General features: G+C 66.6%; 10 protein-coding genes. 4 read left to right on the forward strand and 6 right to left on the reverse strand.

Annotation, left to right across the window (positions count from 1 at the left end; translation table 11 throughout):
- Nucleotides 1-2: 2 nt before the first annotated feature.
- Nucleotides 3-164 (forward strand): cbb3-type cytochrome oxidase assembly protein CcoS, encoded by a 162-nt coding sequence (gene ccoS / locus KO516_RS17405; RefSeq protein ID WP_216005061.1) that lies wholly within the window; start codon nt 3-5, stop codon nt 162-164.
- A gap of 178 nt (nt 165-342) precedes the next feature.
- Here ccoS and KO516_RS17410 read toward each other — a convergent pair whose 3' ends face one another.
- A complete protein-coding gene (locus KO516_RS17410) occupies nt 343-1,923 on the reverse strand; it encodes a GMC family oxidoreductase (protein ID WP_216005062.1) in 1,581 nt (526 codons plus the stop codon).
- Nucleotides 1,924-1,993: 70 nt separating this feature from the next.
- Nucleotides 1,994-2,452: an Lrp/AsnC family transcriptional regulator gene (locus tag KO516_RS17415; RefSeq protein ID WP_216005063.1), complete on the reverse strand. Its 459-nt coding sequence runs from the start codon at nt 2,450-2,452 to the stop codon at nt 1,994-1,996.
- A gap of 129 nt (nt 2,453-2,581) precedes the next feature.
- On the opposite strand from KO516_RS17415, the gene ald reads away from it, so the two are divergent.
- Nucleotides 2,582-3,694 (forward strand): alanine dehydrogenase, encoded by a 1,113-nt coding sequence (gene ald / locus KO516_RS17420; RefSeq protein WP_216005064.1) that lies wholly within the window; start codon nt 2,582-2,584, stop codon nt 3,692-3,694.
- Between the two features lie 66 nt (nt 3,695-3,760).
- Here ald and KO516_RS17425 read toward each other — a convergent pair whose 3' ends face one another.
- The 3 genes from KO516_RS17425 to KO516_RS17435 form a co-directional block, all read right to left on the reverse strand.
- A complete protein-coding gene (locus tag KO516_RS17425; protein WP_252737678.1) occupies nt 3,761-7,297 on the reverse strand; it encodes a DNA translocase FtsK 4TM domain-containing protein in 3,537 nt (1,178 codons plus the stop codon).
- Between the two features lie 67 nt (nt 7,298-7,364).
- The gene (locus KO516_RS17430; protein ID WP_216005066.1) at nt 7,365-8,543 is read right to left on the reverse strand and encodes an aminotransferase class I/II-fold pyridoxal phosphate-dependent enzyme; all 1,179 of its coding nucleotides are present in this window, start codon (nt 8,541-8,543) and stop codon (nt 7,365-7,367) included.
- A 241-nt stretch (nt 8,544-8,784) separates the two neighbouring features.
- A complete protein-coding gene (locus KO516_RS17435; protein WP_216005067.1) occupies nt 8,785-10,134 on the reverse strand; it encodes an amidase in 1,350 nt (449 codons plus the stop codon).
- Nucleotides 10,135-10,181: 47 nt separating this feature from the next.
- Between KO516_RS17435 and KO516_RS17440 the strand changes: the two genes are divergently transcribed.
- Nucleotides 10,182-11,435, forward strand: a complete 1,254-nt coding sequence (locus KO516_RS17440; RefSeq protein ID WP_252737679.1) for a UbiH/UbiF/VisC/COQ6 family ubiquinone biosynthesis hydroxylase — start codon at nt 10,182-10,184, stop codon at nt 11,433-11,435.
- Nucleotides 11,436-11,662: 227 nt separating this feature from the next.
- Nucleotides 11,663-12,418: an SDR family NAD(P)-dependent oxidoreductase gene (locus KO516_RS17445; RefSeq protein WP_216005068.1), complete on the forward strand. Its 756-nt coding sequence runs from the start codon at nt 11,663-11,665 to the stop codon at nt 12,416-12,418.
- Nucleotides 12,419-12,421: 3 nt separating this feature from the next.
- On the opposite strand, the gene KO516_RS17450 is transcribed toward KO516_RS17445, so the two are convergent.
- Nucleotides 12,422-13,951 carry a DUF2125 domain-containing protein gene (locus KO516_RS17450; RefSeq protein ID WP_216005069.1) on the reverse strand — a complete coding sequence of 510 codons (1,530 nt, stop codon included), beginning with the start codon at nt 13,949-13,951 and terminating at the stop codon, nt 12,422-12,424.
- Nucleotides 13,952-14,046: the final 95 nt, after the last annotated feature.

Genomic DNA, 14,046 nt, shown 5'->3' on the forward strand with positions numbered 1-14,046 from the left:
TCATGACCATCCTGCTGTATCTCATCCCGATTTCGCTGTTTCTGGGCGGCGCAGGGCTGGTGTTCTTTGTCATCACCGTGCGCACCCGGCAATATGACGACCCCGAGGGCAACGCCGCGCGTATCCTGTCGGGCCAGTATGATGACGCGCCCAAGCAGGACTGATCCTCGCGCGCTGCGGTCTGACTGAGGAGCTGGCGGTTCGCGCGGCGGATGGCCCGGAGGGGGCGCTGCCCCCGCCCTTCGGGCCCCCCGGAGTTTACTTGGCAAGATGAAGACGCGGCGCGGCGCCCGGTTTTTCTTGGACTGGAGACGTCTGGCATCGCAGCCTTGTGCCCGTTTGTCAGGCGCGCAGGATCATGTCGGCGGCCTTTTCGGCAATCATGATCGTCGGGGAATTGGTGTTGCCGCTGACGATGCGCGGCATGATCGACGCATCGACAACCCGCAGCCCTTCGATGCCGTTGACGCGGCATTTTGCGTCCAGCGGGGCGGCGGAGTCGCTCCCCATGCGGACCGTGCCGACCGGGTGGAAGATGGTGGTACCAATATCTGCAGCGGCGCGGGCGAGGTCTTCGTCGCTCTGGTAGGCTGGGCCCGGCTTGATCTCTTCAGGGGTGTATTTCGACATCGCGCCTTGCGCCATGACGCGGCGCGAGAGCTTGATGCTGTCGATGGCGGTGCGGCGGTCGGCGTCTGTCGAGAGGTAATTGGGTGCGATCACCGGGGCCATGCGGGGATCGCTGGAGGCGATGCGGATGCTGCCGCGGCTTTCAGGGCGCAGGTTGCAGACGCTGGCGGTGATGGCCGGGTAGCTGTGCAGCGGCGAGCCGAAGGCGTCGAGCGAGAGCGGCTGCACGTGAAATTCCACGTCGGCGGTGGCGAGCCCTTCGCGGGATTTTGCGAAGGCGCCGAGCTGCGAGGGCGCCATCGACATCGGGCCGGAGCGCCGCGCCACGTATTCCAGCCCGATTGCCAGTTTGCCCATCAGCGAATTGGCCAGCTGGTTGAGCGTTCTCGCCCCGCTCAGCCGCCATGCGCAGCGCAGTTGCAGGTGGTCCTGCAGGTTTTCGCCAACGCCGGGGGCTTCATGCATGACCTCGATGCCGTGCTCGCGCAGCAGCGCGCCGGGACCGATGCCCGACAATTGCAGGATCTGCGGCGAGTTCACCGCGCCCGCCGACAGGATCACGTCGTTGCCGCAGCGAGCCTCATGCGTGGTGCCGCCCTGCTCGTAGCGCACGCCCACGACCTTGCGGCCCTCGAAGATCAGGCCCAACACATGGGCGCCGGTTTCAACGCGCAGGGTGTCGGCCTTGCTGGTGCGCAGAAACGCCTTGGCGGTGTTCATCCGCCAACCGCCGCGCTGGTTGACCCGAAAATAGCTGACGCCTTCGTTGTCGCCTGTGTTGAAGTCGGAGACCTTGGGGATACCGGCCTGCGTGGCGGCCTCCATCCAATCGTCGAGCACCGGCCAGTGCAGGCGCTGGTTTTCCACCCGCCACTCGCCGCCCGCGCCGTGAAATTCGCTTTGCCCTTCGACGAAATCCTCGGATTTGCGGAAATACGGCAGCACGTCGTCCCAGCCCCAGCCTGTCAGTCCCATCTGCCGCCAGCCGTCATAATCCGCCGCCTGCCCCCGCACATAGAGCATACCGTTGATCGAGCTGCTCCCTCCCAGCACCTTGCCGCGCGGATAGATCAGCGCCCGCCCGTTCAGCCCCGGATCGGGCGCGGTGCGGTAGCACCAGTCGGTGCGCGGATTGTCGATGCAGTAAAGATACCCCATCGGAATGTGGATCCAGTGGTAGCTGTCGCGCCCGCCCGCCTCGAGCAGCAGCACCCGGCGGCCCGCCTCGGACAGCCGATTGGCCAGAACGCAACCCGCACTGCCCGCGCCGATGATGACGTGGTCCCAAGACATTGGCGCCCCTCCCCCTTAAATGTCGGACAATTCTTAGGTCAGGCAATCAAGGGACGCAACCTTGGCGCGCTCAGACCGGCAGGGCAGTGGTCTTGAACACGGTCTTGAGCGCAAAGCTCGATTGCATCTGTGCCACCCCCGGCAGGCGCGTCAGGTGCTGGCGGTGGATGCGGGCGAAATCCTCGGTATCCTCGGCGACGACCTTGAGGATGTAATCCGCCGACCCCGCCATCAGGTGACATTCCAGCACATCGGGAATGCGCGCCACCGCCTTTTCGAAGGCGTCGAGCACCTCGTCCGCCTGCGCGCTGAGGGTGATTTCCACGAACACCGTGGTCGGCACGTTCATCTTCCGCGCGTTCAGCAGGGCGACATAATCGCGGATGAAGCCATCGCTTTCCAGCCGCTGCACGCGGCGGTGGCAGGCCGAGGCCGACAGGTTGACCTGCTCGGACAGATCGGCGTTCGAGATCCGCCCCTGTTTTTGCAGCACCCGCAGGATGCGGCGGTCGATGTCATCAAGCTCCATGGCGGATTCTTTCGTCGGATGCGAATTTTTTCGAAGGCCCTGCGAAGAACCTGTTGCGCTACGCATCAAATCCGCGCGGAAATTGCAAGCCAAGGCGCGCAAGATGACGGGGGAAGAGGAGGATTTATCATGAAGATCGGATGTCCGAAGGAAATCAAGCCGCAGGAATACCGGGTCGGGCTGACGCCTTATGCGGTGCGCGACGCGGTGACGGCGGGCCATGAGGTGCTGATCGAGGCCGGCGCGGGCGATGGCGCGGGCTTTGCCGATGCCGATTACACCGCACAAGGCGCGCAGATCGTCGACACCGCGGCAGAGCTGTTCGCCGACGCCGAGATGATCGTCAAGGTCAAGGAGCCGCAAGCCGGTGAGCGCGCCATGCTGCGCGAGGGCCAGCTGCTGTTCACCTATCTGCATCTTGCGCCCGATCCGGCGCAGACCGACGATCTGCTGGCCTCGGGCGCGACCTGCATCGCCTACGAGACGGTGACGGCGCCGGGCGGCGGGCTGCCGCTGCTGGCGCCGATGTCCGAGGTGGCGGGCCGCCTTGCGCCGCAGATGGGGGCATGGGCCTTGCAAAAGGCCAATGGCGGGCGCGGCGTCCTGATGGGCGGTGTTCCGGGCGTCGGCCCGGCCAAGGTGCTGGTGCTGGGCGGCGGCGTGGTCGGCACCCATGCGGCGCGGATCGCTGGCGGCATGGGAGCCGATGTCACGGTTCTGGACCGGTCCCTGCCCCGGCTGCGCTATCTCGATGACGTGTTCTCCGGCAGCTTCCGCAATCGCTATTCCACTGCCGGTGCGCTGGCTGAATTGCTGTGCGAGGCGGATATGGTGATCGGCGCTGTGCTGATCCCCGGTGCCGCCGCGCCCAAGCTGATCAGCCGCGCAATGTTGGCCGACATGAAGCCGGGGTCCGTACTGGTCGACGTGGCCATTGATCAGGGCGGCTGTTTCGAAACCTCGAAGGCGACCACCCATGACGATCCGGTCTACGAGGTGGACGGCATCCGGCATTACTGCGTCGCCAACATGCCCGGCGCGGTGCCGCGCACCTCGACGATTGCCTTGGGCAACGCGACGCTGCCCTTTGTGCTGGCGCTGGCGGGCAAGGGCTGGCGGCAGGCCTGCAAGGATGATCCGCATCTGGCCGAAGGTCTGAACGTGCACGCGGGCAAGCTGACCAACCTTGCCGTGGGCGCGGCGCTGGGGCGCGATGCCGTGACGCCCGCCTCGGTTCTATGAGTTTGCAGCCATGAAAAAGGCCCCTCCCCGCAGCGGGGGAGGGGCCTTTTTCCTTGTGATCACAGATCAGGCCTGTTCGGGCACCAGAATTTCGCGCTTGCCGACGTGGTTGGCGGGCGAGACCACCTGTTCGTCTTCCATCTGCTCGACCAGACGCGCGGCCTTGTTGTAACCGATGCCCAGCTTGCGCTGGATGTAGGAGGTCGAGCACTTGCGGTCCTTGATGACGATCGCCACCGCCTGATCGTACAGCGCATCCTCGCCGCCGGTGTTGCCGCCGGTGTTCAGCCCCAGCACCGCGTCGATGTTGTCGGCCTTTTCGTCATCCGGGCCCTGCACCACGCCGCCGACATATTCCGGCGGACCGAAGGCCTTGAGATGGTTGACCACCTCTTCGACCTCTTCATCCGATACGAACGGGCCGTGGCAGCGGGTGATCTTGGCGCCGCCCGCCATGTACAGCATGTCGCCCATGCCAAGCAGCTGCTCGGCGCCCATCTCGCCCAGAATGGTGCGGCTGTCGATCTTGGACGTGACCTGAAACGAGATCCGGGTCGGGAAGTTCGCCTTGATCGTGCCGGTGATGACATCGACCGAGGGGCGCTGCGTCGCCATGATGAGGTGAATGCCAGAGGCCCGCGCCATCTGCGCAAGGCGCTGGATGCAGGCTTCGATTTCCTTGCCCGCGACCATCATCAGGTCGGCCATCTCGTCGACGATGACGACGATATAGGGCATTTTCTTGGGCTCGATCTCCTCGGTCTCGAACACCGGCTCGCCGGTCTCGTCGTCAAAGCCGGTCTGAACGGTGCGGCTGAACATCTCGCCCTTTTTCAGCGCTTCAGCGACGCGGCCATTGTAACCATCGATGTTGCGCACGCCCATCTTGGACATCTTGCGGTAGCGGTCTTCCATCTCGCCCACGACCCATTTCAGCGCAACGACCGCCTTTTTCGGGTCGGTCACAACCGGCGAGAGCAGGTGCGGAATGCCGTCATAGACCGACAGTTCCAGCATCTTGGGGTCGATCATCACAAGGCGCAGATCGTCCGGCGTCAGCTTGTAGAGCAGCGACAGGATCATGGTGTTGATCGCGACGGATTTACCCGAACCGGTGGTGCCCGCGATCAGCAGGTGGGGCATCTTGGCAAGGTTCGCGACCATGGCGTCGCCGCCGATGTCCTTGCCCAGCGCCAGCGGCAGCTTCTGGTTGCCATCGCCGTAATCGCGGCTCGACAGGATCTCGCGGAAAGACACCATCTCGCGGTTTTCATTGGGCAGTTCGATGCCGATGACGCTGCGCCCCGGAACCGTCGACACGCGGGCCGACAGCGCCGACATGCTGCGCGCGATGTCATCGGACAGGCCGATCACCCGGCTGGCCTTGAGACCCGGCGCCGGTTCGAGCTCATACATGGTGACCACCGGGCCGGGGCGGACCGAGACGATCTCGCCCTTGACGCCATAATCGTCGAGCACCGTTTCCAGCATCCGGGCGTTTTCTTCCAACGCCTCGTCCGACAGGTGGTGACGCTCGATCGCATCGGGGCTGCCAAGCAGGCTGAGCGGCGGCAGCTCGTAGCCGCTGTCCTGATCCTTCGGGCCAAGCGCGGATTGCGATTCCGCCTGAGCGCGTCTGGACGGCTGGATCGGCTTGCGGATGTCGGGCTGCACGAGCTTTTTGGGCTCGGCAACCGGCGTCGTCATGCGCTCGGAGGGTTCCACGCCACCGCGCAGGATGGGCGGCGGAGCGTAATCCTCGGGGTTGAAGCTGGCGTCATCCTCGTCCGTGTCGTCCCATGCGCGCGGGGTGTCGTCGTCGTTTTCGCGGAAGATATTGACGCCGGACCCGTCTTCGCCGGTCTCTGCGTCATCTTCGCCGTAATCGTCGAAATCGCGCAGGTCGTCGTACTCATCCTGCGCCGCGGGCGCGGCGGTGTAGCGGGCGGGAACATGTTCGGTCGGGGTGAATTCATCGTAGCCCAGATCATCGGCAGGGCGCTGGCGGGCGCGCGGACGGGCGACAGGCGCGGCGGCAACCGGCGGCTCTTGGACCCACGGCTCGTCATAGACGTCGGCGAAATCATCCTCGGGCAGTTCGGTTTCCGGCAGGGGGCGGAAGGCTTCCGGCTCGGCGCGAGGTGCCGGCGGCACGGCGCGGGCGGCGGGAAGGTCAGGCGCCGGGGGGATCGCCGCCGGAGCGCGCGGCACGGCGGCCCGCACGGTGGCGGGCGCGGCCATCATCGCGGCGGACCGCTTGGGCGCTGTCACCGGCGGTTCGGGCGGCAGTGTCGGCGGGGTGTGGGCGGCGGTGATCGGCGGCTCGCGGCGCAGCTTCGGGCCGGTCTGGATGATCAGCGGCGCCGGGCGTACGCCGCGCCCCTTGGTCAGCGGCTTGCTGGGGTCGGCGACAAAGCTTGGCGCGGGGCGCGGGCCGTTGCGGCGATTGCGGATCACATCGGCGATCTTGCTGCGGATGCGCTCGTCGCCCATGTCGAATTCTTCCTCGCCCCAGGCTTCGGTGTCGAAATCATCCTGAGGATCGGGTTCGGGGCTAGGTTCGATATGCTTGATGACGCGGGCCAGCAGGCCGGGCTTTTTCGGCTCGGGCAGATCCTGCCACGGGGCGGGATCCTGCGCGTCGATCACCGGCGGCTCGTCAAGCTCTGGCTGCGGCGCCGGGGCTGCACGGCGGGGCGCAACAAGCGTCGGCTGCGGCGCGGGCGCCTGTGCAGACATGGGCTGAGGCACGGGCTGGGGCGCAGCTTGCGGCATTGGCCGACGCGGCGCGGCTTCGGGATGGCCGACACCGGCAGGCTCGGCAGCAACGCGGTGCACGCGGGTCTGCGCCGCTGGGGCGGCGGGCACAGCGCGCGGCGGCGCCGGGATGGCTTCCTGCGCGGCGGCCCATGCGGCAGCCTCGGCCTCTTCGGCGCGGCGGCGATCACGGCGATCGGCCTGCGCCGCCTGCAACTGGCGCGCGGCGGCGAGCGAGGCACCGGCCCCGCGCCCCAGCAGCTGCAGCACCGAGGCATAGGCCATGACCATGCCCAGCAAGAGAAAGCGCGCGATGGCCTTCAGCTCTTCGCGGGTGAAGCCAAGCACAAAGGCCCCCAGCGCCAGCAGCCCCACGGCCAGCACGATCATCACCAGCTTGAGACCCAGCCCTGCGTCGATCGGCAACACGCCCAGAACGGTGCCCATCATCATGTCGCCGAACAGCCCGCCAAGGCCAAAGCTGTGGGTCCATTCCGGCCCCACGGTCTGACCGGCGGCATAGACGGCGGACAGCGCGATCCAGATCGGAGCAAAGACGATGCGCGAAAAAGCCCGGTCTTCACCGGCATGAAGGGCGAGGCGCACTCCCCAGACCAGCAGAACCAGCGCAAGCCCCCACGCGCCCTGCCCGACGATCATGAACAGCGGCGCCGCGATGGAGGCACCGATCCGGCCCATCCAGTTCTGCACTGGCGCATCGGTGGCCGACAGCCAGCTCGGGTCTTCCGGCGTGTAGCTGCCGATGGTCGCGGCGGCCATCAGCCCGAGGATCACCAGGCCAAGGCCCGCCAGTTCCTTGCCCCGCCGCTCGATCGCGGCCTGCATGTTCCTGTCGAAGAGGGGGTCCCTCCCCCGTGCCTGATATGCCATCGCTTGCCTCGTCGTTTTTTTCTTATGGGCCATAGAGACAGTCACGGATTGCCATGAGTCCCTTTTCGGTCTGTGCTTCGGGTGCCACGAGAGCCACCCTGATATATCCCTTCCCAGGGTTTCCTTGATCAGTATCACGTGACAGGTAGGCGCCGGGCAGAACCCGCACGCCAGTCTCTTGCCACAGTTTCAGCGTCGCCTGTTCGCCATCCTCCACCGGCAGCCACAAAAAGAACCCGGCCTGCGGCGGCGTGTATCCCGGCACATTGCCGAAGATGCGATCGGCCATATCGAACTTGCGCCGGTACAGCGCGCGGTTCTCGATGACGTGCTCTTCATCTGCCCAGACCTTTTCGCTGACCCGCTGGATCGGCAGCGGCAAAGGCGTGCCGGCATAGGCGCGCAGCAGGCGGATGCGTTTCATGGTTTCCGGCCCGCCCGCGACAAAACCCGAGCGCAGCCCCGGCAGGTTCGAGCGCTTGCTGAGCGAGTGAAAGATCACCACCCGCTCGGGATCGGCGCCCATCGCCTGCGCCACCTGCAACGCGCCGGGGGGCGGGGTGTCGCGGTAAAGCTCGGAGTAGCATTCATCGGCGAGGATCTGGAAATCATGCCGTTCGGCCAGCGCGATGAGGCGCTGCCAATAGGCTTCGTCCGCCACCGCGCCCTGCGGATTGGCCGGCGAACAGATGTAGCACAGCGCGGTGCGGTTCAGGATCTCGGCCGGCAGGCTTTCGTAATCCGGCAGATGGCCGGTTTCGCGGTTCGCGTTGACGAAGACCGGCTCCGCCGCCACCGACGCCGCCGAGATCGCGTAAACCTGATAGAACGGGTTGGGCATCAGCACGGCGGGGCGCTGGCCGCCCTTGGTTTCCGGACACAGCGCCATGCCAGCGTTGTAGAGCCCCTCGCGGGTGCCGTTCAGCGGCATGACCTGCGCGGTGTCGAGCCGCACGCCATAGCGCCGGTCGATCCAGTCGGTGATCGCCGCTTGCAGTTCGGGCGTGCCGTCGTTGGGCGGATATTTCGCGAATTCAGCGACATGGGCGGCCAGCACATCGCCCACCCATGCCGGGAAGGCATGTTTGGGCTCGCCGATTGACATATGCGTAACATCGCCGCCCGGCGCGTGTGCGTCGAGAAGCGCCCGCAGGCGCGGAAACGCATAGGGCGGCAGGTTCGAAAACCGCTCTGGGAACATTGGGCTCTGCCTCGGGCTGCCTGACGTACTGCTGTTATTCAGGGGGTCGTTTTCCGCCCCTCTTGCCCGGCACGATACGGGATGGGGGGGCGTTTCGTCCAGCACCATCAGGGGTTGGGTGGGGGATGTGGCGGGAAAGTCGCAGGGCCTTTGAAAAATGCCGCGCGCCGTCCCCGCCCCATGGTGTTGCCGGGAGGCCGCAGGGGGGCCAGCCCCCCCGCGCTACGCGCCCCCCCGGAGTTTATTGGGCAAGATGAAGGGGCTGGCGCAGCGCCTCTTCGGCGGCCTTGCCCAGACGCAAAAGCCGGTCTTCGGTATTTGGCGCCCCCATCAGCGTCAGCCCGCAGGAGGGCACGCCGGTGGGCAGGGTCAACGCGCACAGGCCCATGACATTGCCAACGCGGGTGTTGCGCAGGGCGAGCAGGTTTTCGGTGACGTAGTAGCTGCCGCCTTCGAGCAATTTCTCGGCGTTGGGCGGCAGGATCGGCGCCGTCGGGCAGAGCACCGCGTCAAAGCCTACGCTCGCCATTGCATAGGCCTTGCGCGCGGCGGCCATGCGGTTTTTCGCGCGAATGTAATCGGCGCCGCTTGTGCTGCGCCCGGCCTCGAACCGCTCGCGGATCGGTGCGAACATCGCGTCGGGATTGGCGTCGATGGCCTCGCCCCAGGTCGCCCAGGCTTCGGTGGTGAACAGGATGCCCGCGTCGGCCATCGGGATGGCGATTTCCGGCACCTCGAGATCGACGATCTCGGCCCCGGCGGCAGCAAGCTTGTCCAGCGCCTCGGCGAAGGCGCGGGCCGGTTCGGGGCGCAGATCGTCGAGCACGATGGTGGTGAGCCGGGCGACGCGGCGGCCCTTGAGGCTGGCACCTTGCAGATCGGGGGCGGCGCGGCCTTCGAGCGCGGCGAACACCTGCGCGGCGTCATCGACGCTTTGGCACAGCGGGCCGACGGTATCGAAGCCCGCCGCCAGCGGCACGGCGCCGTCGAGCGAGATCCGCCCCGAGGTGGTCTTGAGCCCGACAAGGTCGTTCCAGCACGACGGGATGCGCACCGATCCGCCGGTGTCGGACCCGATGGCAGCGGCGGCCAGCCCGAAGGCCACGGAGGCGGCCGCGCCCGAGGATGAGCCTCCGGCCACGGCATCGTGATCGTTGATGCAAGGCGAGGTTGCCGTCATCGGGTTCAGCCCCAGCCCCGAAAATGCCAGTTCCGACATATGCGTCTTGCCAAGGCAGACCAGCCCCATCGCGGTGGCGGTGCGCAGTACCGGGGCGTCGGCGTCCGGCACGCGCCCCTCGAGCAGCTTCGAGCCGGCCTCGGTGGCGATGCCGGCAGTATCGAAGAGGTCTTTCCAGCTGACCGGCACCCCGTCGAGCGGCGAGCGGCGCTGCCCGGCGTCGGCGCGCGCTTTGGCGGCGGCGGCCTCGGCGAGGGCCCGGTCCGGCGTGACGCGGGCGTAGATGCGATTCGCCATCGGATGCGCCGCGATCTTGTCGAGGAACGCCTGCGTCAGCGCCACCGGGTCTATTTCTCCCCGTCCGATCCCCTGCCCCAGCGCGGTTGCGCTCATTTCCGTCACGTCGCTCATCGTCGCCCTTTCCTGTCTTCGCGGCATTGGTAGCGGCAGAGCAGCGCATGGACAATCCCGCCGCGGGGCGCATATTTGCCGTCATGGAACATGATTGCGACATCCTCATCGTGGGCGGCGGGCTGAATGGCCCCGCGCTTGCGCTTGCCTGCGCCAAGGCAGGACTTTCCAGCATCGTCGTCGATGCGCTGCCCGAGGCGGCGCGGCAGGCCGGCGATTTCGACGGGCGCAGCTATGCGCTGGCGCTGTCTTCGGTGCGGATGCTGGCCAGACTCGGACTGTGGGAGACGCTGGAGCCCAACGCGCAAGCCATGCGCGAGATCAAGGTCACCGACGGGCGGGTGGGCGAGGCGAAGGTCTTCCTCGGCCTGCATTTCGACAGCGCCGAGATCGAGGAAGGCCCGATGGGCCAGATGCTCGAAGATCGCCACCTGCGCCGCGCGCTGCTAGACGCGATGGACGCCGCGCCGCTGGTGACACATCACGCCAGCTCGACAGTGATCGCCCAACAGATGACGCAGGACAGCGTGACGGTAACGCTCGACAACGGCAAGACGCTGAGCGCCAGACTGCTGATCGGCGCCGACGGGCGGCAAAGCGGCACTGCGGCTCGCGCTGGCATCAGGCGCACTGGCTGGCGCTATGGGCAAACCGCGCTGGTCTGCGCCATCGCACACGAGCGATCCCATGGCGGCGTGGCGCACCAGTTCTTCATGCCGGCGGGGCCGCTGGCGATCTTGCCGCTTCCGGGCAACCGTAGCTCCATCGTCTGGAGCGAAAGCGATCAGCGCGCCCGCGCCATCCACGCACTGTCCGACGAAGACTACCTGAAGGTGCTGTGCCCCCGCTTCGGCGATTTCCTTGGCGAGATTTCACTTGCAGGCCAGCGGTTCACTTACCCGCTCGGCCTGACCTTGGCGAATGCCTTTGTCGCCGAGCGCCTCGCATTGGTCGGTGACGCGGCGCACGGCATGCACCCCATCGCGGGCCAAGGGCTGAACGCCGGGCTGCGCGATGTCGCCGCGCTGGCCGACGTGCTGACACAGGCCAAAGCCCGCGGAGAAGACATCGCCTCGCCATTGGTTCTGGAGCGCTATCAGCAATGGCGACGTTTTGACACCGCATCTCTGGCCGCAGCGACCGACCTGTTCAACCGCCTTTTTTCGAACGACAACCCCCTTCTGCGCTTGGGCAGGGATCTTGGCATGGCAGCGGTAAACGCCCTGCCCGGCCTGCGCCGGAATTTTATGCGCGAAGCCGCCGGGATCACCGGAGATCTGCCCGAACTGATGCGCCACTGACCAAGCGCACCGCCCGGCCGCGATCCCGCGCCTGCCTCCGGCGGGAGTTTAACCAGCAAGATGAAGCCGAGGCGCCGCGCCCCATCTTCATCTTGCAAGATAAACTCCGGGGGGAGCCGAAGGCGGGGGGCTGACCCCCCTCTGCCCTCGCAGATGCAGGCTGATCTTTCCCTGTCGCGCCGTCCGTGCCACAACCTGCCCGACTGTCACGACGGGAGGAGACGGACATGACTTCGAAATGCGCCATCGTCACGGGGGCGGCTCGCGGGATCGGGCTGGCCACGGCGGATCTGCTTGCCGAAAACGGCTGGAAGGTTGCGCTGGTTGACCGGGACCAGAGCGAACTGGCGCAGGCCGCCGCCGAGCGGCCCGAGATGCTGGCGCTGCCGCTCGACGTGTCGATTCCCGAACAGGTCGACGCCATCATCGCCAAAACCCTCGAATGGGCCGGGCGCATCGATTCGCTGGTGAACAATGCCGGCGTGGCCGAATTCGGCCCCATCGCCGATTGTGATTTCACCGCGTGGCGCCGTGTCATGGCGACCAACCTCGACGGCGTGTTCCTGTGCAGTCAGGCCGCGACCCCCGCGCTGAAGCAAAGCCGGGGCAGCATTGTCAACATCGCCTCGATCAGTGGGCTACGGGCGTCGACGCTGCGGGTGGCCTATGGCACGTCGAAGGCCGCCGTGATCCAGCTGACCAAGCAATACGCCGCCGAATTTGGCGAGCATGGCGTGCGCGTCAATTGCGTGGCCCCCGGCCCGGTGCGCACCAAGCTTGCCATGGCCGTGCACAGCCCCGAGATCATCGCAGCCTATCACGATGCGTTGCCGCTGAACCGCTACGGCTCGGAACGCGAGCTGGCCGAGGCGGTTGTCTTTCTCGCCTCGGACAAGGCATCCTATATTACCGGGCAGGTGCTGGCGGTGGATGGCGGGTTTGACTCCACCGGCGTCGGGCTTCCGGCGCTGCGTCAGGCCTGAGGGTCACTTGATGCGCTGGCCGTTGGCAAGGATCTGCCCGCGGCCATTGATCTCGATGGTCGAGGTCAGGCTGTCCTCGGCATTGCCGGGGACGGCGAACATTCCCAGCATCATCCGCGTGCCCATTGCCTGTGTCTCATCGACAAGCCCCAGCGCCATCAGCTTGTCGAGCAGCCCGTTCGCCCCGCTCAGGGCCAGAACGAGCGTGCCTTCGGGCGCGGGGAAGCCATCGAAGCTTTCAAGATCGTTGTTGTCGAAGGTAAACGCACCGGTGCCGCTCAGCCTTGCCCCCGCCGCCTCCAGCGTCAGACCGTTCAGGGTCAGCGCGTTCAGCTCTCCGGGCTTGACGTTGCCGCTGTCCAGCTCGGCCAGCTTCGCCGGGTCGAACATCTCCATGTAGGGCGTGACCTTGCCGGTGATGTCCAGCGCCAGCGTCGCCGGATCACGCGGCAGCACTGCCTGCGGATCAATCATCGCCCAGATCATCTCTGACAGGGTCAGTTCGCCGAGCGTCAGGCCGATGGCGATGTCCTGCGGGGCCTCGGCCGGGCCAACCGGGCCTTCCAGCTTCATCTCGAAACTCTGCATCGCCGCGGACAACGGGAAGGGCATTCCCGGCGGCGACAGTTCGATCGACATGTCCGCGCTTTGCAGGTCGTAGCGCAGCCCTTGCGGCCCCATCGCCACCTCAACTGCACCAACGCCGCTGCGGGTGCTGCCGGTGGTCTCGCTCCCGGTCTCGGTCACGGCAAAGGCGGTCTGGCTGCTGTCCCAGTTCAGCGTCGCCGCCACGTCGAACCCATCGCCGAGCAACGCCGACATGTTCTGTGCGTCGCCCTGCGGCAGGCTGGCGCGGGTTTGCGAGCGCAACCCGGTCAGCGCCCCGGCAAGGGTGCCGCCATTCGCGCTGTCGGGATCGTTGCCAAGCAGATCCCATGTCAGATCGCCAAAGCTGACCTGCTGGTCGATCTTGCGCAAGCCGTCGGCCAGCGCCATGCGGCTGGTGCCGCTGACCGGCCCGGCAGAAGCCTGAGCGCGGGCGGCATCGCGACCGACCGTCGCGTCATCGACGATCAGCTCGCTCAGCGCCATGCCGATGCGCTGGAAAGCATAGTCCCACGTGGTGTCGCCCGGATCGCCCGACACCGTCATCTCGGGGGCATCGAGCGAGACCTCAATGGTCATGTCGACGGCCTCGATATCTTCCTCGGGCTTCGGCGTCGCGGTCAGCGTGATCGGAAAGCGCGCGGGCAGCGCCACCTTGACCGCCCCGCCATCGGGCGTCAGCAGCATCTCGCCGATCTGGGCGGTCATCTCGCCGTCGCCCTCGGGAAAGGGCATGTGTATCGCCACATCCGACAGACGCAGCGCGCCCCCGGCACGGCTTTGGCTGGCGCGCAGATCGTAGCCCATGTCGGTGACATAGGCCTCGAGCTCCTGCCAGACCTGTTCGGGCGATACCTCGGCCAGCGCCGGATGGCCGAGGCAAAGCGCCATGGCCGCAACCGCGAGCCCCTGTTTTGATACGAGCATGATCACCCTCTCCCGCTCTGCGTCTACCTGTAACTAACGTTGGCGCGCAGCCCCCTCGGGTCAAGAGGGTGGACCGCCGCAGGGCCAGCCATTAC

Source organism: Citreicella sp. C3M06 (assembly GCF_018860705.1).
Taxonomy (GTDB): Bacteria; Pseudomonadota; Alphaproteobacteria; order Rhodobacterales; family Rhodobacteraceae; genus Salipiger.

Coding starts and splice junctions, on each gene's coding strand:
- ccoS (WP_216005061.1), top strand. CDS start 3: ATGACCATCCTGCTGTATCTCATCCCGATTTCGCTGTTTCTGGGCGGC.
- KO516_RS17410 (WP_216005062.1), bottom strand. CDS start 1,923: ATGTCTTGGGACCACGTCATCATCGGCGCGGGCAGTGCGGGTTGCGTT.
- KO516_RS17415 (WP_216005063.1), bottom strand. CDS start 2,452: ATGGAGCTTGATGACATCGACCGCCGCATCCTGCGGGTGCTGCAAAAA.
- ald (WP_216005064.1), top strand. CDS start 2,582: ATGAAGATCGGATGTCCGAAGGAAATCAAGCCGCAGGAATACCGGGTC.
- KO516_RS17425 (WP_252737678.1), bottom strand. CDS start 7,297: ATGCAGGCCGCGATCGAGCGGCGGGGCAAGGAACTGGCGGGCCTTGGC.
- KO516_RS17430 (WP_216005066.1), bottom strand. CDS start 8,543: ATGTTCCCAGAGCGGTTTTCGAACCTGCCGCCCTATGCGTTTCCGCGC.
- KO516_RS17435 (WP_216005067.1), bottom strand. CDS start 10,134: ATGAGCGACGTGACGGAAATGAGCGCAACCGCGCTGGGGCAGGGGATC.
- KO516_RS17440 (WP_252737679.1), top strand. CDS start 10,182: ATGGACAATCCCGCCGCGGGGCGCATATTTGCCGTCATGGAACATGAT.
- KO516_RS17445 (WP_216005068.1), top strand. CDS start 11,663: ATGACTTCGAAATGCGCCATCGTCACGGGGGCGGCTCGCGGGATCGGG.
- KO516_RS17450 (WP_216005069.1), bottom strand. CDS start 13,951: ATGCTCGTATCAAAACAGGGGCTCGCGGTTGCGGCCATGGCGCTTTGC.